At 45.6% G+C, this 21,023-nt stretch carries 15 protein-coding genes, 5 pseudogenes and 1 riboswitch; of the genes and pseudogenes, 15 read left to right on the forward strand and 5 right to left on the reverse strand.

Features of this window, described 5'->3' with window-relative positions; translation table 11 throughout:
* Positions 1-6 precede the first annotated feature (6 nt).
* A pseudogene (locus AC6B99_RS11880) lies at positions 7-350 on the forward strand (aldo/keto reductase); the annotation flags it as partial.
* Between the two features lie 50 nt (positions 351-400).
* Here AC6B99_RS11880 and AC6B99_RS11885 read toward each other — a convergent pair.
* Positions 401-538, reverse strand: a pseudogene (locus AC6B99_RS11885) (transposase); the annotation flags it as partial.
* Between the two features lie 352 nt (positions 539-890).
* A riboswitch (cyclic di-GMP riboswitch) is annotated at positions 891-978 on the forward strand.
* A 198-nt stretch (positions 979-1,176) separates the two neighbouring features.
* Between AC6B99_RS11885 and AC6B99_RS11890 the strand changes: the two are divergent.
* From AC6B99_RS11890 to AC6B99_RS11905, 4 genes are all read left to right on the forward strand, one after another.
* Positions 1,177-1,839: a condensation domain-containing protein gene (locus AC6B99_RS11890; protein WP_496663418.1), complete on the forward strand. Its 663-nt coding sequence runs from the start codon at positions 1,177-1,179 to the stop codon at positions 1,837-1,839.
* A gap of 61 nt (positions 1,840-1,900) precedes the next feature.
* Positions 1,901-5,818, forward strand: coding sequence for a non-ribosomal peptide synthetase (locus AC6B99_RS11895; RefSeq protein WP_496663419.1), 3,918 nt, complete (start codon positions 1,901-1,903; stop codon positions 5,816-5,818).
* Entirely contained in the window at positions 5,815-6,579 is a 765-nt protein-coding gene (locus AC6B99_RS11900) for a thioesterase II family protein (RefSeq protein WP_496663420.1), read from the forward strand. The genes AC6B99_RS11895 and AC6B99_RS11900 overlap by 4 nt, the downstream gene beginning before the upstream one ends.
* Positions 6,576-7,064, forward strand: coding sequence for a hypothetical protein (locus tag AC6B99_RS11905; RefSeq protein ID WP_496663421.1), 489 nt, complete (start codon positions 6,576-6,578; stop codon positions 7,062-7,064). The genes AC6B99_RS11900 and AC6B99_RS11905 overlap by 4 nt, the downstream gene beginning before the upstream one ends.
* 38 nt (positions 7,065-7,102) lie before the next feature.
* On the opposite strand, the gene AC6B99_RS11910 is transcribed toward AC6B99_RS11905, so the two are convergent.
* Positions 7,103-7,921, reverse strand: coding sequence for a DUF4367 domain-containing protein (locus tag AC6B99_RS11910; protein ID WP_496663422.1), 819 nt, complete (start codon positions 7,919-7,921; stop codon positions 7,103-7,105).
* Positions 7,902-8,492 carry an RNA polymerase sigma factor gene (locus AC6B99_RS11915; RefSeq protein WP_496663423.1) on the reverse strand — a complete coding sequence of 197 codons (591 nt, stop codon included), beginning with the start codon at positions 8,490-8,492 and terminating at the stop codon, positions 7,902-7,904. The genes AC6B99_RS11910 and AC6B99_RS11915 overlap by 20 nt, the downstream gene beginning before the upstream one ends.
* A 445-nt stretch (positions 8,493-8,937) precedes the next feature.
* Here AC6B99_RS11915 and AC6B99_RS11920 point away from each other — a divergent pair, with 445 nt between their 5' ends.
* Positions 8,938-9,417: a GNAT family N-acetyltransferase gene (locus tag AC6B99_RS11920; RefSeq protein ID WP_056040261.1), complete on the forward strand. Its 480-nt coding sequence runs from the start codon at positions 8,938-8,940 to the stop codon at positions 9,415-9,417.
* A 223-nt stretch (positions 9,418-9,640) separates the two neighbouring features.
* On the opposite strand, the gene AC6B99_RS11925 is transcribed toward AC6B99_RS11920, so the two are convergent.
* Entirely contained in the window at positions 9,641-10,915 is a 1,275-nt protein-coding gene (locus tag AC6B99_RS11925) for a stalk domain-containing protein (protein WP_496663424.1), read from the reverse strand.
* 319 nt (positions 10,916-11,234) lie between these two features.
* On the opposite strand from AC6B99_RS11925, the gene AC6B99_RS11930 reads away from it, so the two are divergent.
* The gene (locus AC6B99_RS11930) at positions 11,235-12,446 is read left to right on the forward strand and encodes a glycoside hydrolase family 5 protein (protein WP_496663425.1); all 1,212 of its coding nucleotides are present in this window, start codon (positions 11,235-11,237) and stop codon (positions 12,444-12,446) included.
* Between the two features lie 191 nt (positions 12,447-12,637).
* Positions 12,638-12,808, forward strand: a pseudogene (locus tag AC6B99_RS11935) (esterase/lipase family protein); the annotation flags it as partial.
* On the opposite strand, the pseudogene AC6B99_RS11940 reads toward AC6B99_RS11935, so the two are convergent.
* Positions 12,806-13,174: pseudogene (locus AC6B99_RS11940) on the reverse strand (TIM barrel protein); the annotation flags it as partial. The pseudogenes AC6B99_RS11935 and AC6B99_RS11940 overlap by 3 nt on opposite strands.
* Before the next feature lie 285 nt (positions 13,175-13,459).
* On the opposite strand from AC6B99_RS11940, the pseudogene AC6B99_RS11945 reads away from it, so the two are divergent.
* From AC6B99_RS11945 to AC6B99_RS11975, 7 genes and pseudogenes are all read left to right on the forward strand, one after another.
* Positions 13,460-13,787, forward strand: a pseudogene (locus AC6B99_RS11945) (ArsR/SmtB family transcription factor).
* A 55-nt stretch (positions 13,788-13,842) separates the two neighbouring features.
* The gene (locus AC6B99_RS11950) at positions 13,843-16,098 is read left to right on the forward strand and encodes an ATP-binding cassette domain-containing protein (RefSeq protein ID WP_496663426.1); all 2,256 of its coding nucleotides are present in this window, start codon (positions 13,843-13,845) and stop codon (positions 16,096-16,098) included.
* A gap of 490 nt (positions 16,099-16,588) precedes the next feature.
* The gene (locus AC6B99_RS11955; RefSeq protein WP_496663427.1) at positions 16,589-17,260 is read left to right on the forward strand and encodes an SDR family NAD(P)-dependent oxidoreductase; all 672 of its coding nucleotides are present in this window, start codon (positions 16,589-16,591) and stop codon (positions 17,258-17,260) included.
* Positions 17,261-17,292: 32 nt separating this feature from the next.
* Entirely contained in the window at positions 17,293-18,339 is a 1,047-nt protein-coding gene (locus tag AC6B99_RS11960; protein ID WP_494879294.1) for an aldo/keto reductase, read from the forward strand.
* Between the two features lie 164 nt (positions 18,340-18,503).
* Entirely contained in the window at positions 18,504-19,082 is a 579-nt protein-coding gene (locus tag AC6B99_RS11965; RefSeq protein WP_496663428.1) for a TetR/AcrR family transcriptional regulator, read from the forward strand.
* Between the two features lie 154 nt (positions 19,083-19,236).
* Entirely contained in the window at positions 19,237-20,022 is a 786-nt protein-coding gene (locus AC6B99_RS11970; protein ID WP_056040275.1) for an SDR family NAD(P)-dependent oxidoreductase, read from the forward strand.
* Between the two features lie 218 nt (positions 20,023-20,240).
* Positions 20,241-20,993, forward strand: coding sequence for an SDR family NAD(P)-dependent oxidoreductase (locus tag AC6B99_RS11975; RefSeq protein WP_056040277.1), 753 nt, complete (start codon positions 20,241-20,243; stop codon positions 20,991-20,993).
* Positions 20,994-21,023: the final 30 nt, after the last annotated feature.

Raw genomic sequence — 21,023 nt, forward strand, 5'->3', positions numbered from 1 at the left:
AATCAAATGGAATATGTGAAACTCGAAAATACGGGCTTGGAAGTATCCCGAATTTGTCTGGGCTGTATGGGCTTCGGAGTAGCCGTGCAAGGAGGGCATCAATGGATTATTAATGAAGCAGACAGTCGTCCCGTTATTAAAAAAGCACTAGAGCTTGGTATCAATTTTTTTGATACAGCTAATGTATATTCAGCCGGATCAAGTGAGGCGGTTATTGGACCTGCTTTAAAGGAATATGCAAATCGGGATGAAATCGTGCTGGCTACTAAGTTGAATGGGCGCACGCAGGTCCAAACGGTGCCGGACTTTCTCGAAAGGCCATTATGAGCGAGATTGATAAAAGCCTGAAACTCTTCAGAAAGAACCTGTAACCTCACCTATTGTTGGTGCTACAAAAATATCGCATATTGAGGATGCTGCAGCTGCTCTTTCCATAAAGCTGACACCTGAAGAAATAGCCCAGAAAGATGATCTTGAAAAGAATAAGCGGATCAATGGCTGGACGCCCATTATCTTGTGAATACATATGCCGAACCTTTTAGACAATAAAGGAAAAATCGATACCACAGAAACGCGGTGATGCGTTAAACTGAATGCTTATAAAGATGGCTGTCGAGACCTTCTCGACAGCCTGATGCCGCCTAAATGGCGGCTTTTTTGTTTTAAAATTTTCATAGCGTTACGTATCAAGGAAGATAAATCTGCGCAGGATTATTTCGTTCTAGTCTATCCAAGTTTCGTCTCCTCCCATAGACTTTCATTCTCTTCATATTAATAGGACCCCTCTCCCAAAAACTTTTTGTCGAATGAAAATATAAAAAAATGTAAAAAACGTAACTATTTGCCGAACGGATTGTTTATAGATTAGGAATGGAATAAAACAAACATAAAATGGATAAAGGCATACCTATGGAAACATAGGGACGCAAAGCCATGGCCTAAGGCATCAGACGATGCTACGGTTGACAGGTTGCTGGAAAATGGGAGCAGACTGTCCAAAATCCGGGCAGTTTTTTATTTATCAAAACAAGTTATTGGGGGTAATTTGATGAAACGTTTTTATTATCCATTAACACATGCGCAAAAACGAATTTGGTATACCGAGCAGTTTTACCCCGGAACGAGTATTGCCAATTTGAGCGGTTTTCTCAAGCTTAGATCGCATGAGGGAATGGATTGCCGCAGGAAGGGAACAAAACCGTTGTCCAGCAAAATGGCAAACCAGCCGATTCAGTAGTCAAGCTGGAGGTGATTATGCCGGTAGCTGTAGCTATTAACGTATCACGAACGGTAGGCTGGTTTACCTCCCAATATCCGGTTGTGCTCGACATGAGCTATACGGACGATTTAGCCTATCAAATAAAACGGGTGAAAGAAGATTTGCGCCATATTCCCAATAAGGGAATCGGTTATGGCCTGCTGCGATATTTGGCAACTGATGAGCATAAAGCAGGGCTCACCTTCTCATTCAAACCGGAAATCAGCTTCAACTATTTGGGGCAATTCGACAGCGAGGTGCAAACAGACTTGCTTTCACCATCCGTATACGATATGGGCGCGCAAACAAGCCCGGAATCTGAAGCGCTGTATGCGCTCAGCTTAAGCGGTATGGTAAGAGGCGAACGCCTCGTTGTGTCTTGCGCCTACAATAAAAAGCAATATTTGCGAGCTACGATAGATCAGCTGATGGATCGCTTCCACCATCATTTGCTTGTATTAATTCAGTGTTGCACAGCCAAGACGGACAGAGATTTCACACCAAGCGACTTTACGGCGAGTGAATTGCAGCTCGAAGAGGTCGGAGATATTTTTGACATGCTGGCAGAGAAGTTTGGCTAAGAGAATGAATTTGCGCGCAGCTTAATTTGCTGCGGAATGGATAGAAGGAGGCCTAGCACAGGTGAACGGGATTACTTTTCAGAAGGATCAAGTACAAGATATTTATTTTTTATCGCCTATGCAAGAGGGCATGCTGTTTCACACGCTTCTGCACCCCGGACAGAGCTATTATATGGAGCAACTGGCCATTTCGGTGAAAGGCTCATTTCGCAAAGATTTGCTGGAACAAAGCATGAACGTGTTGATGGATCGGTACGATATTTTTCGTACCGTATTCCTCCACGAGAAAATCAACCGGCCGGTTCAGGTTGTATTCAAGCAGCGAGCGTTCCATGTTCAGGAAATAGATTTATGTGATCAGCCCCAAGAAGAGCAGCAGCGACAGCTTGCTGCCTTCAAGCAGCAGGATAAAATGCTGGGATTTGATCTGTCCAAAGATATTTTAATGCGGACGACCGTTTTTAAGACAGGTGAGGACACGTATGAATGGATATGGAGCTATCACCACATTATGCTGGACGGCTGGTGCTTTGGCATTATTGTAAAGGAGCTGTTTCAGATATACAGCGCCTTGCTGAATCATAAGCCATACGAGCTGCCCGTCTCGAAACCATATAAGGAATATATCAACTGGCTTGGCAAGCAGGATAAGGAGGCTTCGCTTGTCTTTTGGTCGAGCTATTTAGCTGAATTTGAGGGGCAGGAGTCTTTCGCCGAGCAGCGCAGCAGACGCAGGGAGGAAGGTTATTCGTCAGGCGAGCTTCATTTTAAGCTTGGAGAGGAAGACAGTGAGGCTTTCTCTAGACTGGCAAGAGAGCATCAGGTTACGTTAAGCACAGCGATTCAAGCCGTTTGGGCTATTCTGCTTAGCCGTTATCAGCGCAGCAGCGATGTGTTGTTTGGAGCAGTTGTATCGGGTCGTCCCGCTGAGATTAGCGGTGTGGAGAGCATGGTGGGCCTGTTTATCAACGTAATCCCAACCCGTGTTCAGATCGTACCGGATATGACCTTCAAGCAATTAATAACGGAAATGCAGAGACTCTCGGTGCAGACCGAAGCGCATCAGTACGTGCCGCTTTATAATATCCAGAGCCGAATAGGCCAGCAGACGTTAATTGATCATATTGTTGTGTTCGAGAATTATCCGCTTCAAGAGGCTGGCAAACAAAGTGAAGAGCAGAATCTGGGATTTGCGATGGATGACATTCATATTTTCGAAAAAAGCCATTATGATCTTCATTTACTCGCTGGGCCTGGCAAGGAGATGGTGATGAAGCTAGCATACAATGCCAATGTGTATGAAAGCTCCTTCATCAATCGCTTGAAGGCGCAGCTCATCCACATGATTCGCCAGCTCGTGAGGGAGTCCAATAAGCCGCTTGGTGAGCTTGGAATTGTGCCTGAGGAAGAAGCACATCGCTTATTCGCTTTTAACCGTCTGGATGGCCGGGACGGGGAAATGGCAGCAGCAAGCAATATGACGCTTGCTCAGCGATTCGAATGGCAGGTGGAGAATACGCCGGAACATCTTGCCCTTTCTGCTCCAGATGGATTATTTACTTATGCTGAGCTGAACGCTCGTGCAAATAAGCTCGCTTACGTGCTTCGCGGCAGAGGAGTTAACGACGGGACTATCGTTGGTCTGCTCGTTCACCGCTCATCAGATATGATTGCAGCTATATTAGCCGTTCTTAAGGCTGAGGCGGCGTACGTCCCGATCGATCCTGCGTACCCAGAGCAGCGAATCAGCTACATGCTGGAGGATAGCGGAGCGAAGCTGCTGCTCACGCAGTATTCGTTGACAAGCGTTATCGAGAAAGTAGAGTATCAAGGAACCCTTCTGTACCTCGATGAACCAGAGCTGTATAATGAAGCTGCCGCCAGCAATTTGGACACTGAGGATGCGCCAATAAACACATTAGCGACGACTCCCGGAGGCTTGGACAGGCTTGCTTATGTAATGTACACCTCTGGTACGACTGGCCAGCCTAAGGGGGCACTGATCACACATGCCAATATTTCGCGGATTGCGATTAATACGAACTATATTGAAATAACTAAGAATGACAAAGTACTGTCGTTATCCAATTATGCTTTTGACGGCTTCACCTTTGACTTATTCGGCGCATTGTTAAATGGGGCTGCACTGGTGCTTGCTCCAAGCGATACGATTATGCATGCTGGCAAGCTTGTACAGTTCATTAAAGAAGAGAAAATTACGGTCATGTTCGTCACGACGGCGCTGTTCAATCTGCTCGTAGATGAGGAGGATTCGTGGATGAAGAGCATCCGCAAGGTGCTGTTCGGCGGAGAACGCTCATCGGTGAATCATGTACGCAAAGCGCTGCATAGCATGGGACCGGATAAAATCATTCATGTATATGGCCCAACGGAAAGTACGGTGTTTGCGACCTTCTATCCGGTTCATGCGCTTTCGGAGGATATGGCTTCCATCCCCATTGGCAAGCCGCTTAATCAGACTTCAGCTTATATTGTAAATGAGACGGATCAGCTTCAGCCGATTGAAGCGGTCGGGGAGCTTATCCTGGGCGGTGAGGGGCTGGCGCTAGGGTATTTGAATCGGACAGCTTTAACCGCAGAGAAATTTGCTCCAAATCCGTTTGTACAAGGAGAGCGTATTTACCGCAGTGGTGATTTGGCAAGGTGGCTGCCCGATGGGAATATCGAGTTTATAGGGCGCGTCGACGATCAAGTGAAAATTCGCGGCCATCGTATTGAGCTAGGTGAGATCGAGAAACAGATTGTAAAACTTGAGCAGGTTAAAGAAGCGCTCCTGTCTGTTGCATGGCGTGCTTCGGGCGAGGCATCGCTTTGCGCTTATGTTGTATTGAAGCCTCAAATGGAGTTAAGCAAGAATCAGCTTCGCAATTATTTGCTAAGCATGTTGCCAAACTATATGGTTCCGCCAACCATTGTTTTTCTTGAGCGACTGCCGTTGACCGTCAATGGAAAAGTGGATCGGCGAAGCTTGCCTGCAATGACGGAGTTCATGAATGAATCCGAACACTACGCACCTCCTCGCAATGATACGGAGGCCAGGCTCGCTGTAGTATGGTCTCAGGTACTCGGGGTAGCACGAGTCGGTATTCATGATGATTTTTTTGCTCTAGGGGGTCATTCGCTGAAAGCGATGACGCTTTGTTCTATCATGCTAAAGGAATTTCAGATCGACATCCCCATAAAATTATTGTTTGAGACGCCGACAATTGCCGAAATTGCAGCTTATTTGCAGGAATGGGCTGAAAGTGGGCAAACGGTGTCTAGGGCTTCAGCGCATCTGACGCTGCTTAACCCTAAGGGTGGCCCCCATTTATTTGCTTTCCCTCCGGTGCTTGGGTATGGCATTGTGTTCAAGGAGCTTGCGGACCAGCTGCCTAATTATCGCGTTCACGCTTTTGATTTTATTGAAGAGGAGGATCGCATCACTCGTTATGCCAGCCAAATGCAGAGCATTCAGCCGCATGGCTCCTTCATCTTGATCGGTTATTCTGCTGGATGCGCTCTAGCATTTGAAGTTGCCAAACAATTGGAATGCTGCGGCAGGCAGGTAGAAGTTCTGATCATGATTGATTCTTATTGGAAAAATAACGTGAGTGATTTGAAGGGCCGTACAGTGGAAGGTGACGTTGCAGAGCTTATGGAAGCCAATAAGCAAAATATTGCGCTGCAAATAGACGCAGTTCGTGAAGGAATTGTTCGTAAAACAGCAGCCTATTATAAATATTACGTAGAGTGGATTGCAGAGGGGCAAGTTCATGCTTCTATTCATCTGATTCAATCCGAAACCGCATGTACACTTTCGTCAGAGCTCTCTTCCTGGAAAAGGGCTGCGGGAACGGGCGAATATGTAGAGTATCAAGGCTTTGGAAAGCATGGGGAAATGCTGCAAGGGCGCTTCGCCAGATTGAATGCTCAAACCATCAGCTTTTTATTAGAATGGAGGCCCGTGAACAAATGAATCAAATACTCAAAACGTTTAGCACTGGAACAGGAAAAATTCCACTTATCTGTTTTCCATTCGCAGGAGGATATTCTGCTGCATTCTGGCCTTTGCACCATTTTGTTCAAAATGATTGCCAACTGCTCGCGGTTGAACCTCCTGGACATGGAACGAACAGCATGACCTTGATTCCAAATTTGGAGGGATTGGTGGAGCTGTATGCGAGGGAGCTTGCTGCGTATTTTCAACAGCCATTCGTCCTGTTTGGACACAGCATGGGTGGAATGGTTGTATACCGTTTGGCACAGAAGCTGGAGCAGCAAGGAATAGTCGCTAAAGCGGTCATTATTTCAGCTGTTCAGCCGCCACAAAGCAAGCGTGAGCGAACAGCGCATCTTGATGATGACGCCTTTCTCGATCACGTCATTCCCATAGGCGGCATACCCGAGGAGCTAATAAAGCAGCGGGAAATGCTCGACTTTTTCCTGCCCTCTTTCCGGGCGGACTTTCAGGCACTCGAAACCTTTGAACATAGCGATCACACGCTGCTTCAGGCGCCTATGCACGTGTTTTACGGTGCTGAAGACTATAAATGCGCGGAGGAAGCTGACGGATGGAGGAAATGGGGCCATAATGTCGGGCTGCATCGCTTTGAAGGAGGACATATGTTTCTGCTGTCAGAGCCGGAGAAGGTGGCCGCGAGCATCCGAAGCATTATTGAAGCAGCAAATAAAGAAGAAACTCACTATATCCAGAAAAAGAAAGGTGATTTAAATTGATATTATTCAAAAATAGATTGTCGAAAGCTGCTATGGGAATAATGATTATTGCCAGTTTATTATTTTCGACTACCACCTATGCGGCACCGACCATAAGCAAAGGCATTGCGCTTACGGCACCACCACCTTCAACATTATCATTGAAGGGTTTTATGAATCCAAGTCATATTTACTTGCTTGATGGAACAAACCGCATTACTAAGGTGAATAATCAAGCTGTGACGCTCTCAGGTTATACATATGGCTATTATCAGCTTGATAGCCTCGGAATTACATTCTATTTGGAGAGATGGACGGGGATGGAATGGGTGACCCACGGAACAGGCGTGAACAGAAGCGATTTGAATAAAGATACTTTTAGCAGTTCTGTGACGATGAGCGCAGATAGCGGTTACTACTATCGTGTACGTACCATCCATTGGGTCATTGAAAACGGCAACTATGAGCAGGGCCAAGTGACAAGCGAACATATTCTTGTGTCATAAAAAAATAAAACAGGGGCCGGCTGTGCGGAGCCCCTGTTTTATTTTTGGTTCATCGATTCAGCAAATGCGATTAAATCAGCTTTGGAGAGATTGCCAACGATATGAATATAGAGATTAGCTAACATGAATTCCAGCTTTTTTGTTTCATTCGGCATGCTGGTTAAATAACCTTTACCGCGCTGAAGTGGAATGTTCTCTACGGTGGAGCTAGCTGCACTTGCAAGCGAGCCGACTACGGAGCCCGACTCCAATTGCTGCAAGTTGACTCTAAGCAGTTTTGCTTCTTCATTTTTAAATACATACAGCACTTCATTGGACTTAGCATCGTTGGGCTGTACGGAAATATCTATCCGGCTTAATTGATAGCCCTCTGGCAGTTGAGGAAAGGAGGGAGGTGTAAAGGTAAGCTTATTATTGACCTCATCCTCCATAACCGATATCGTATGAGACTCTTGCCCTGAAAGGGGATGTATAGATGATTCATTGTTGCTTTCGTCATGCGAGGTATCCCGTTCTTCAGGAGGGATAGTCTTCGCTCCTTTATCGCTTTTATCCTGATTTCCGAAGAAGAACGAAATCATTTGGCCAGGCAGCTCGACGATCGATTGATATATAGGGCTAAAGGCCTTGGTCTTTGCTGGAGTCCCGAACAGGAAGGATCCAATCATAATGGATGCCGTTATTAGGGCGACATAGGATAGAGCTCGATTTCGACGCTTTCTGCGGTTAAGTGCTTTTAATTTTTTTTGCGTTATTTGCCATGAGTTGTGATGGGTAGAATGAAAGGCTGGCGGCATTTGCTGGATAGCCTTCTCGAAGGCCTTCTCAAATAACGGATTATTTTCTTCGTCCTCCATCAGCATCACCTCGTTTCTTATCCCATTTGTCTTTCAGTGCTTTACGAGCCCGGTACAGCTTCTGGCGGATAATATCCTCTGTCGAGTTTAAATGTTCAGCTATTTCCCGGTAAGAGAACTGTCGCTTCCACTTAAGCTCAATTAAGAGACGGTATTCCGGTTTCATTTCCAGCATGCACGTTATTAATTCCTCTTCCAGCAGCTTCGCCTCGACCTCGCACTCCACCGTCGCAGCATAAGGGGACTGCATAGCACCCGTCTCAATAAAAACACTTTCCAGCTCTACTTCGTTACGAATTTTTTTATGTTTTCGCAAATAATTTAGCGTTTTATTTTTCACTAAAACTCTGATCCATGCTACTAACTGCCTTTCATCCAGAACTTGTGGCGTATGGGAGATGGATTTATAAAAGACCTCCTGAATAATATCCTCCGCCGCGCTGTGATCCTTGACCATATACATGATTGGACCGTAAGTTAAATGATAAAAATCTTTGAAAACCTCTTCTTGGATCGTTGACCCTAGTTTACTAAAATCGGGAGAAAGCAGCAATAATAGCTTGCTTGTCAAGTAAACACCTCATTTTTATGCGTAGGAAAAGCCTTAGATTGACGAAAACCAATAGACGATATTCCTGCAATATGTATGACATACATACAAATCATTTTCAATTATGAATCGGAAATTCAGTTCCGTTATATTCCAATTTTGTTTTTTTCGTATTCGATATAGAACCGCTATCAAGGACGAACTTTTTTTATTTAGTATAATTCTTTTATTTGGATATAGCACCGCAAACAGTTCCCGTATTTTCCGCAAATCTGTTGCGTGTTATAACTTGAAAAAATGTATCATTCAAATGAATGGGCTTGATTGGGTAGGTGAATATAGCTTTTTAAGAAATACTTATTGAAAAATTCAATCGATGGAGTAATTGACGCTTAGGATCGTTCATGATAATTTATATAAAACACTCTAAAACCAATAAATCCAATGAGATAAAGGGGTTTTTGATATGCCGTCTATTGTGGTTGCTGCTGCTGAAGATGTACGAAGCAAGGATTCCGAGCAATTAATTAAGGAGCTAAGCGAAGAACTAGGATTGTTATATGGCGGTGATGGGACAGCAGGATTCCAGCTATCCGACGTGGAGGCACCGCGATCAGCCTTTATTGTTGCCCGTCTGGATGGGTATCCTGTAGGCTGCGGGGCAATCAGGCCCCTTAATGAAACATCAGTGGAGGTCAAGCGCGTATACACACGTTCAGATTTCCGCCGGAAGGGCGTTGCTCAGGCAATTATGGCTGAAGCAGAGCGTCTTGCGCTCGAATTTGCCTACAGCAATCTGAAGCTGCAGACAGGTCCCAAGCAGCCTGAAGCGGCGGCGCTTTATGAAAGAGTAGGGTACTACCGGATACCGGTTTTTCATGGGGATTGGGATGAGGTACTCGCGTTTCAAAAAGATCTCGTGCTCAAGCCGGTTAATCTCATATAGCCCCTATATTCGGTTAAATTATGTTGATGCATGAAACGCAGCCGCTTGCTGCTGTGCTAGCCTGTCTCCACCTAAAGGAATTGAACCGATATTTCCTTTGTTCACTCAAGCATTTTGGGGAATCATTTGATTCCAATGTTGCAAATGAGCGTGTCAGGAGATTCGGTTCAATGATTGGCAGATGATTAAATAGAAATTTAGGAACTAGGGCATTTTGATAAGTTTACTCTTTTAAAACCGAAGTATTCACAGCGCTTTCCATCTGGTCGTTATAGGCACGGAATAAACCTAGACGCCAGAAGGCCGCTCCTTTCAAATCATAACGCTTGGCAAGACCTAGCTTATCTTTGATGGAAGAGGGCGTTTCACTGCTTAGGCTGATGCCAAGCAGGAGCTTTTGCTTAGGCGCACCAGCATCCAGTGCCAGTTGAATCGCCTCATCTACAAGACTATTAGGTTCGGGTACCTGTGATTTGGTCCCAATCGGATTAAACTGATAAGCCATAATGATAAGATCATCTGCAATGGAAGCGAGAGTCTTATAATCGTAGCCTTTATAGGCGCTATTCAATGGTGGCACTGCTAAAGATAAGGAGATATCCTTAGGCAAGGAATTTTTCAACTGCTTAACGTAATCGTTTAGCAGCTTCTGCTGTTGCAAAGCATCCAGCTTATATCCCAACCCCTCAAAATCAAGAACAATCCCGCCAAAACCGTTCTCCGCAACGGAATCCGTTATGCCCTGTATAGACTTCTGGCGCAAGCTGCTGTCACTCAAAACCTTGGTTAGTTCACCGTTCCCGTCTAAAGCATAAACCATAAGGTACGGTTTGATGTCCTGATTCGCTGCATCCGCCACAATGGATTGAGGCGTAACGTCACCTGCCGCAGCAGGCAGTCGGTACTCGTCACCTTGCAGGGTAAACTGGCCTTCGCGATCGATGCGGCTCCACCCAAAAGCTACAGAATTCATGGATGAAACCAGATCTCTTTCCTGAAAAGATTGCAGGGCATAGAAGGCTCTCAAATGCATTTCGCGTTGTGGTGATAGAAGGGAAACCGTGCGTGTTGTTTGATTCCAGGCCACAGCGACACCGAATTGGCTGCTGAACGAACTGAGCGGGATAAGCACACGGCCTTCTAGTTGAATCGGCGCTGCAGCCAGCTTCACTTTTTTCTCGTTGACGGTAGCCGTAGTGCTCCCCACTTGAAGAAGTACCTCCGTTATTTCCCCTTTAAGACTGCCTGCCGCTTTGACCGTTTGTGTCTTGCTGTTCCAAGTGATTTGGATTCCAAGAGCCTCTCCAACCGTCCGGAAGGGGACATAAGTAACCCCTTTGTCTATCCGCGGTGCTGCATCAAATGGCAGTAGAACATTATCCAGCGTGACCGATATTGCAGGTGCTGCGTAGACATCACCGATATTTGGAGCAGTACCGATCAAGGATAAGGCAAGAAGGGTGGCGGCAACTGTTTTTCCTGCTTTTTTTATTAACATAACTTTTTTCCTCCTTCTCATTGGATACTAGTAAAAGTAGAATTTCAATTCATAGAGCATAAATCTAGCATCTGTTAGTATAGCAAAATTTTTATATAGTTCCAATTAAAAGAAGTCATATACATAAAGTAGAGAAGAGTGATATTGAGGGGGATTTCCGAGAACCGCTAAGAAAAAGAGGGTTTAATGCAATTAAGCTGCAGCAACTACACTATTTATCCGATATATTCCAAGAGTGGGTCATGTCAGGTGCGATAGGCCTGCGAGGCTGCACGCTGCGCGTTAAGGTTAATTCTGGATAATAGAAAGGGAGGATTGGATGAAATGGATAGGAACGTGCCTGTTGCTGGTGGCTGTGCTTATCTCGAGCACCGGGGCTACTGCTGCTGGCAAGCCCGCAACGTCCTTGAGTTATTACCACACGTCAGGCAATCAAATCGTCGATGCCAAAGGCAAACCGGCTAGTTTCAACGGGGTGAACTGGTTTGGATTCGAGACAGGCAATTTTTCACCCCATGGCTTGTGGACGCGATCATTGGACAGCATGCTGGACCAGCTTGCAAAAGAAGGCTACAATTTGCTGCGTATTCCTTATACGAACGAAATGCTGCTTCCTGGTAAAAAACCAAGCGGGATCGACTATGTGAAAAATCCCGACCTAAAGGGTCTGACGCCGCTCCAGCTGCTGGATAAGCTTGTTCAGAAGGCGGAAAAGCGCGGTATGAAAATCATTCTTGACCGTCACCGCCCACAGGCCTCGGAGCAAGCGGAGCGATGGTATACACAAGCGGTACCGGAAAAAACATGGATAAAAGATTGGACGATGCTGGCAAAGCGTTACCTGGCCAACGACACGGTAATCGGCGCCGATTTGCATAATGAGCCGCACGGTTCCGTATGCTGGGGCTGCGGCGATTCAGACAGCGATTGGCGGTTGGCTGCGGAGCGGGCGGGCAATGCGATTCTCGCTGTCAATCCGGACTGGCTGATCATTGTGGAAGGGGTAGACGCGAATGTAAAAGGTCAGAGCGGCTCCTATTGGTGGGGCGGCAATCTGTTGGGGGTTCGCAAATATCCAGTCCGGCTGAAAGTGCCTAACCAGCTCGTTTACTCACCGCACGATTATGGCCCAGGCGTTTCGTCGCAGCCGTGGTTCGCAGATCGGACATTTCCCGCGAATATGTCTGGCGTATGGGATGCTAATTGGGGCTATATTCATAAGGAAAAAATCGCACCTATACTGCTCGGGGAGTTCGGCGGCCGCAATGTCGATTCAACATCGAAGGAGGGCAAGTGGCAAAATGCTCTTGTCGACTACATCGGGCAGAATGATCTGTATTGGACCTACTGGAGCCTCAATCCGAACAGTGGAGATACCGGCGGACTGTTGTTAGACGATTGGCAGACATGGAATAAGCCTAAGCAGAAAATGCTTGCCAGAATCATGAAGCCTGTGAACGGCGCTACTAAGTCGGCCACTTCGAAGCAGACAGCAGGTCTGGCATCCGAATGGCTGCAAGCGGAAGCCTAGCAGATGAAGAGATAAGAATAGCGGTTAATAGGATGGACAGAGGAAGTCACCTGAAGGGTGGCTTTTTTTATTTCAATGATATAAATATTTCCCTAATCTGAGAATGAATTTTGCATCTATTTCATTCCTTTCACGTCATATTAACTATATTTATCCCGATTCTGATGTTAAAAAAATGAGACTAACGATTCATTTATATTCCATCTGGTATAGAGCCAAGTTCGAAGGCTTCTGCGGCCACAGCACGCACGCCTGTCGTATTCGTGCACGGATTGGGAGGTTCGGATAGCAATTTCACTTACATTGAGAGTTATTTGCGCAGTCAGGGCTGGTCCAGTAATGAGTTATTTGCGATTGATCTGTAGTCCCAAATCCACTCCTGCCCCGACATGGCTCCCCGGATGCATAACAATCTGATCTGAGCCTAGAGCTTCTGTCCGTTCTAATTCGTCACACATAAATGATACGCTGTGTTCAAATACTTTACTGTTAATCGTATTAGCCAAATTGACCAGGAAAGGGGCATGAACAACGATATGGCTAATGCCATGTTCCTTCATATGTGCATGGCCCGCTGAAATATTATAGGCTGCTATGGGCTTTCTTTTACTATTTTGAGGAGCTCCTGTATATATCAAAAATGTATTAGCACCATAGGATGCAGCCTCTTCACTTGCTCTTAGCAGCATCGTTTTGCCACCCATAGATACATGACTGCCGATTAGCATGCAGATGGCCTCCGTTTAATAATCTTGCAGAGCAAGTTAAAAGAAGTCTGCCCTTGACTATTTAGCATTATTCGAGGGACTGGATTATCCTGACATTCAACATAAATGGAGTTAAAAAATGTTGTTAACACGACACCAAATGGTGACCTATTATCCAAGTGACACTAAATGGTGTCGAATTAATAATTCTCGCCTCGTGGGCGCTACATCCGAAGAGCCGTATCATTTAAGAAGGTTGTGAAATTATCGGTTGTCCCTTGGTAATAATTTTTAGGAGAGGGTGTTGTGAGCGAGAACAACCCGATGCGGGATGTGTTTGACGCGATTGCAGATCCAACTAGACGCCGACTGATTCAGCTGTTAGCAGAAAGACGAGGTACCGCTTCATGAGTTAACGGCAAAGTTTCAAATGGGGCGAACAGCCGTATCCAAGCATTTGAGAATCCTTAAAGAGGCTGGGCTAGTGCTTGATCGAAAAGTCGGCAGAGAAACACGATTTAGGCTAAACGCCTCTCCACTCAGAGAAATTCAAGATTGGGTAGGTTTCTACAGCAAGTTTTGGAGTACGAATATGTTGCGCTTGAACGAACTATTTGATGAGGAAGAAGAATGAGTTTTACATTAAATTATGGACCCACCCCATTAACACGATCGGAAGGATGTAAAGCATGAGCGAATCTAATCAGGAGTATATCGTAATCTCGGGAGCGAGAGAAAACAATCTCAAGAACGTTTCCTTGCGCATTCCCAAGCGGAAGATCACGATTTTCACCGGGGTATCCGGATCTGGCAAATCATCGATCGTCTTCGATACAATCGCCGCAGAATCCACCCGGTTGCTGAATGAGAACTTCAGCATGTTCGTGCGCAATTTTCTGCCCCGTGTTCCACAGCCGGATACGGACGGAATCGAGAATCTGAGCATGGTTGTAATTGTGGATCAGAAGCGGCTTGGCGGCGGTTCCCATTCCACAATGGGCACGATTACCGATATATCTCCCATTCTTCGTCTACTTTTCTCCCGAGTGGGTCAGCCTTATATTGGACAAGCCAATATGTTCTCATTTAACGATCCGCAAGGTATGTGTCCGGAGTGCAATGGGCTCGGTCGCAGGCTGGGCGTCGACATGAGCAAGGCGGTGGATATGTCAAAGTCGTTGAATGAAGGGGCAATTTTGCTGCCGGGCTATTCGGTGAACGGCTGGGATTGGAACTTGATCATGCAGACGGGGTTCTTCGATGCCGACAAGAAGCTGAGCGATTATTCGGATGAGGAACTGGAGCAGCTGCTGTACGCCAAGGCGGGAAAAGTAGAAATGCAGTTCGCCGGCAAGGCAATGAACATTACACTGGAAGGCATCATTGAGAAGTTCACCAACAAGTACATTAAGCAGGATGTGAAGACGAAGTCCGAGCGTACACAACAGACTGTTGCGCCGTACATCTCCGAGGGCCCCTGCTCCAGCTGCCGCGGCGCGAGGCTTAGTCAGGCTGCACTCAATTGCAGGATCAATGGACTCAATATTGCAGAACTGTCCTCGATGGAGGTCGGACAGCTCATCCGCGTCATACGGGAGATTGACGAACCTGTTGCCGCGCCGGTCATTAAGTCGCTGACAGAGCGGCTGCAGCATCTGGTGGATATCGGACTTGACTACTTGACATTGGACCGTGAGACGGATACTTTGTCCGGTGGCGAGTCGCAGCGCGTAAAGATGGTTAAGCATCTGAGCGGCAGTCTGGTGGACGTCACTTACATTTTTGATGAGCCGAGTGTTGGCTTGCACCCCCGCGATGTGCACCAGTTAAATGAGCTATTGCAAAAGCTCCGCGACAAGGGCAATAGCGTCATCGTCGTCGAGCATGATCCCGATGTAATTAAGCTCGCAGATCATATTGTCGACGTTGGGCCACACGCCGGCAGCCGCGGCGGTAACATCGTATATGAAGGAAGCTTCCAAGGTCTGCTGGAGGCAGGTACATTGACAGGCACCCATATGAAGCGGCCGCTCCAGCTGAAGCATGATTGCAGGCAGCCATCTGGCAAGCTGTCTATCAAGAATGCCATACTGCACAACTTGCGAAACGTGAGTGTAGATATTCCAACCGGCGTACTGACGGTAGTTACAGGTGTCGCCGGTTCGGGCAAAAGCACGCTGATTAAGGAAGTGTTCCTCAGCCAGCATCTGGATGCGATCGTCATCGATCAATCGGCGGTAGGCGTGTCAACGCGCTCGAATCCCGCGACCTACACGGGTATTATGGATGATGTGCGTAAGGCGTTTGCTTCCGCTAACAAGGTAAGCCCAGGTTTGTTCAGCTTCAACTCCAAGGGGGCCTGCGAGAACTGCCAAGGGCTCGGTGTTGTATATACAGACCTTGCATTTCTCGACAGCGTAAAGCTGCCGTACGAAGTATGTGGAGGCAGACGGTTCAAGGAAGAGGTGCTCGCGTACAAGCTGAACGGCAAGTCCATTGCAGAAGTGCTGGAAATGACTGTGGAGCAGGCATTGGATTTTTTCGAGCTAAAAGTCGTTGTACGCAAGCTGCAGGCGATGAGCGATGTGGGGCTGAACTATATAACACTTGGCCAACCGCTCAGCACGCTCTCGGGCGGGGAATGCCAGCGCATCAAGCTGGCAAGCGAGCTGCATAAGCAGGACAGCATCTACGTACTGGACGAGCCGACGACAGGTCTGCATATGTCAGATATCGGTCTTCTTCTGGAGATTATGAACCGCCTCGTGGATGCCGGCAATACGGTAATCGTCATTGAACACAACCTCGATGTGATCAGCCAAGCGGATTGGATCATCGATATGGGACCGGACGGAGGCAGCAAGGGCGGCCAGGTGGTGTTCGAGGGCACACCTCCGCAGATCATCAATGCGGAGCAGTCGATTACGGGAAAATACTTGATGTAAGGCATGAAATCCACTTTCGTAATGTGTGGAATTCATAATTTCTTAGCGTGACAAGGAAAATATACTAAAGGTTAAATTTTCATATGCTCAACCAGGGCTGCCAGCAAAATCGGCAGCCTTTAGCTTTAGTAACTGATGGTTGATTGGCTTCACTTTTAACGGCATCTACTGCCAGTCTCTAAATTTGAACGGTTGATAATTTGGTCATAAAGTATCTCAATCGGTTATTTGACAAGATTTGTTCAATTACTCCTTAGAGACAAACGTTAATTGTTAGCATTTCTGATGAAAAACATTGTAAAAATCAATTCTTTACCGATCGTTCTAGATATGTTATACTGATGATGCAAGCAAGGGAAATAGAACGGCAAGAAGTGAATAGTAGAAAGAGCACGCAGTTGCATCCCTGTTTGGAATAGCTATTTGAACCTTTTTTAGAATTATCGTTCTTGAATTTATGAAGGAATATAAACAAGGAGGAGGTTAGTAGTTGAAAACAATTGCGATAATTGGTGCTGGACCTGGTCTTGGTTTCTCATTGGCTAAGACTTTTGGAAGACACGGATTCCGTATAGCTATGGTTTCCAGAACGCAGGAGAAGTTGGATCATTATGCTGCGGAGCTAAATAGAATGGGGATTGAAGCGCAAGGTTTTGCTGCTGATGTTACAAACAAAATGCAGCTTACCAGGGCTTTTCAACAAATCAAGAATACATTCGGTACCATTGATGTTGTGGAGTTTAGTCCGCATAGCGGAAATGTTCCTGTGACACCTGTTCTTGATACCACTGATGAGAGCGTTCTTCACATTTTTAACAACGTGGTCATCGGAGCCATTAATACGGCAAGACAAATTATTCCAGATATGATTGAACGAGGAGAGGGGACACTTTTATTTACAAGCGATCTCTCCGCTATGAGTCCAAGCCCCATGTTCGGCAGTTCAGGTATCGCCATGTCAGGCTTGCGAAACTATATCCTTAATTTACACGAACGCTTGCTTCCTCTCGGAGTATTTGTTGGTCATTTATCCATTAGTCCTTTGATTAAGAAAGGTACAGGCTTTGATCCAGATCAAGTAGCGGAAGCCTGGTACAACTTGTATGAACAAAGAGGCGCGGTGGAAGAAACTTTTCCTAAGGGTATCATGCACGTTTTATAAATTATTGCACGTATAGAAGGGAATGAGTGAATATGGAATATCGCGTATTAGGCAGTACAGGTCTTAAAGTAAGCAGTTTTGTATTAGGTACAGGCACATTTGGTTTTTGGGGAAACAACACAAAGAAAGAATGTGAACCTATTCTGGATGAAGCTCTGGCTGCAGGAGTCAATCTGATCGATACAGCAGATGTCTACTCAAGTGGTCAAGCAGAAGAAATATTAGGTGAACTCCTAAAAGGCCGCAGGGAGGATATCCTTCTGGCCACTAAAGGTGGTTTTCCCATGGGCAGTGGGCCCAATCAATCAGGAAGTTCAAAATATTGGATCAAACGAGCTGTAGAAGATAGTTTGCGAAGACTTCAAACCGATTATATCGATTTATATCAACTACACGTGCCTGATGTTAACACTGATATTGATGAAACTCTTGATGCGCTTACGGATCTGGTCAGAGAAGGGAAGATACGCTACGTTGGCACGTCCAACTTTCAAGCATGGCAAGTAACAGAAGCTCAGTGGACTAGCGATCGTAAAAATGTAGCACGATTTGTTTCTGAGCAATCGCCGTACTCTATTTTAAACCGAAGTATTGAATTCGATTTGCTTGCTGCCACAGCAAAATATGGAATAGGTGTTTTGGTTTGGAGCCCGCTTTCAGGTGGTCTATTAACTGGAAAATATAAATTTGGGGAAGCGTCCTCCTCCGATTCAAGAGCGGCCACCTTTGCGGGAAGCCTAAAATCTGTTGTCGACCCTAATCGAGAAGAAAATCGGACGAAATTTGAAGCCATAGCAAAGCTTCAAATACTTGCAGAAGAAGCAGGGTTAACTTTACCGCATCTTGCCATGGCCTTTACACAATCTCATCCTTCCATAACTGCTTCCATCATAGGGGCTAGAACGATCGAACAGCTCCGGGAAACTTTAAAGGGCAGTGACGTTCGATTGAGCAATGATGTACTTGATGCGATAGATGCGATTGTTCCACCAGGAGTGACTCTGGATGCGATGGAAAAAGGCTGGGTTCCTGATTGGTTAGGAGCAGACAAGCGTAGAATCAATGGGGAAAAAAAATAAGATAGCAATTTTTAAAACATAAAATCAAGCTGCTAAATGGGTTCACTTGATCTACAGCTTCATATCTGATGATGTACTACTGATGAGGATTAAACTGTATGTAATGTGTTCATTCTTTACTGATCGTTCTCGATATGTTAAATTATTAACAGGAGGGAATTGACATGTCAAGAAACAAGGAGTTTGATGAGATCGAGGTATTGGATAAGGCGATGCAGCTTTTTTGGAAACAGGGCTACGAGAAAACATCCATGTCCGATTTGGTTGAGCATATGGGAATCCACCGCAGAAGCTTGTATGACACATTTGGCGATAAGCATACGCTCTTTCTAAAGGCGATGGAGCGTTATGAAAGTAAAATAAACTCCTCTCTTGCAGGAGGAGTTAAAAGCTCCAAGACCGCAACGGAAGCACTCCAATTTGCTGTTGACATCTTGATCTATGGGGAAGAGAACGGGCCTTCCGGCTGCTTAATGGTGAATTCGGCGGTTGAGTTGGCAGCGCGTGATGCCGATGTTAATAAAAAGTCTACTGAGGCGTTTACAACAGCAGAGCAAATGCTCAAGGAAATCATTTTTTGGGGGCAGCGAGACGGTGAATTCAGCTCTGAATATGATGCAGGGGCATTGTCAGAATATCTGCATAATGTTGGAGTTGGATTAAGAAGTATGGCAAGAACCTCGATTCCCAGAGAGAAACTTCAACGTATAGCCAGAATATCAATGCAGCTTTTAGAGGAATGATGAAATGAATGTTTGTTGCCACTACTAGAATGATCGTTCCCGTACGTGCAGTCTCTCCATAAAAGGTCTTTTATATGGAGAAGCAACATTCAAATTAATAATCTTATTAAATGCTGAAGAATGGTTAATACTAAAAAAGAGGTGAACTTATAAGATGGGGAAAACTGTACTTATCACGGGAGTATCAGGTGGAATTGGTAAAGAGTTGGCGGATCGTTTCGCCAAGGGTGGATATGATTTGGTGCTGGTGGCGCGTAGTGAAAGTAAGCTTGTGGAACTTAGTAAAGAATACAAAAAAAAATATGACACCTATGCGACGGTCATCGCTAAAGATGTCACGTTACCCGGCGTACCGGAGGGGATTTTCGCGGAGCTCAAGGAGAAGGGGATCGTCGTTGACTATCTTGTCAATAATGCCGGCTTCGGTTTGTACGGGACGTTTTTGGAGACGAACTTGGAACAAGAAATGAATATGATTGATATCAATATAAAGGCTCTGACGATTATGACAAAGCTGTTCTTGCCAGATATGGTCAATCGGGGCCAAGGGGGCGTGATGAACGTGGCTTCATTGGTGTCTTTTTTCCCCGGACCTATGATGTCGATTTATTACGCGACGAAGGCATATGTGCTATCGTTCACCGAGGCTCTTGAAAACGAACTAAGTGGCACAGGCGTGACTGTAACGGCGCTATGTCCGGGACTTACATCTACCGGCTTCGTAGCTCGTTCGGGTATGGGGGAGTCGAAAATGTTCCAGAGCGGCGCTATTATGGAGGCTGGTCAAGTAGCCGAGGAAGGTTATCGAGGCTTCATACGCGGCGATACCATCATCATACCAGGGGCGCGAAACCGATTAATGGCATTCATTCCGCGGTTGCTGCCACGCAAATGGGTGACTCGTATGGTTAGATCCACACAAAACAGAACGGGACACTGATCTGATTTTTTATAAACATGCAAAGCAATGCTAAATCGTCTGCTGACAGCAGGTTTAACAAGCAGGAGATGCGTGCCGCTTAATAAAAAAATACTTTACTGATCGTTCTAAAAATGATATGCTTAGTCCAAGTTAGATCTAACCGTTCTTTTATTACCAAATTAGAATGATCATTCTTCAATATTAAAAATAATGATTCATAAAAGGGAGAGAATCGTATGAAGTACACAGTTATTACAGGAGCAAGTTCAGGAATAGGTTATGAGACAGCATTGGCGTTTGCGGCTAAGGGAAAAAACTTGATTATTGTAGCTAGAAGACTTGACAAATTAGAAGAACTTAAATCAAAAGTTAAGGAAATAAGTTCTGATTTAGACGTTGTTATTGTTACAAGCGACCTGTCGGTCACTGATCAGGCCTATACTCTGTATAACGATTTAAAGGAATATCAAATCGAGACATGGATTAATAATGCAGGGCTTGGTGAAGGCTCCTTTGTTGCTGAACAGAATCTTGAAAAAGTGGAGTCTATGCTGCGTGTTAACATCGAATCCTTGACCATCCTTACAACGCTATATGTGAGAGATTACGCTGATGTAGAAGGTACTCAATTAATTAACGTATCCTCAGCACTTGGCTATGTTATTGCTGTAGGCAGTGTTGCTTATTCTGCATCGAAATATTATGTTAGTTCCTTCACTGAAGGGCTTGCCAAAGAACTGGAACTGAAAGGTGCAAAGTTAAAGGCGAAGGTTTTAGCACCAGCCATCACGGAAACAGAATTTGTGAAAAAATCAATAGATGCTGAAGATTTTGACTACAAAGCCAACATGCCTAAGTATCATACTGCCAAGCAAATGGCGGGCTTCATGGTGGATCTTTATGAGAGCAACGAAGTGGTAGGAATTGTAGATCAGAACTATGATTTCAATTTGAGAGGGCAAATCTATCCGGTCATTTCAGAATTTTAAATCCAGTTGTACATCCGTGCAACTCATTTG

The organism is Paenibacillus liaoningensis (assembly GCF_059609455.1).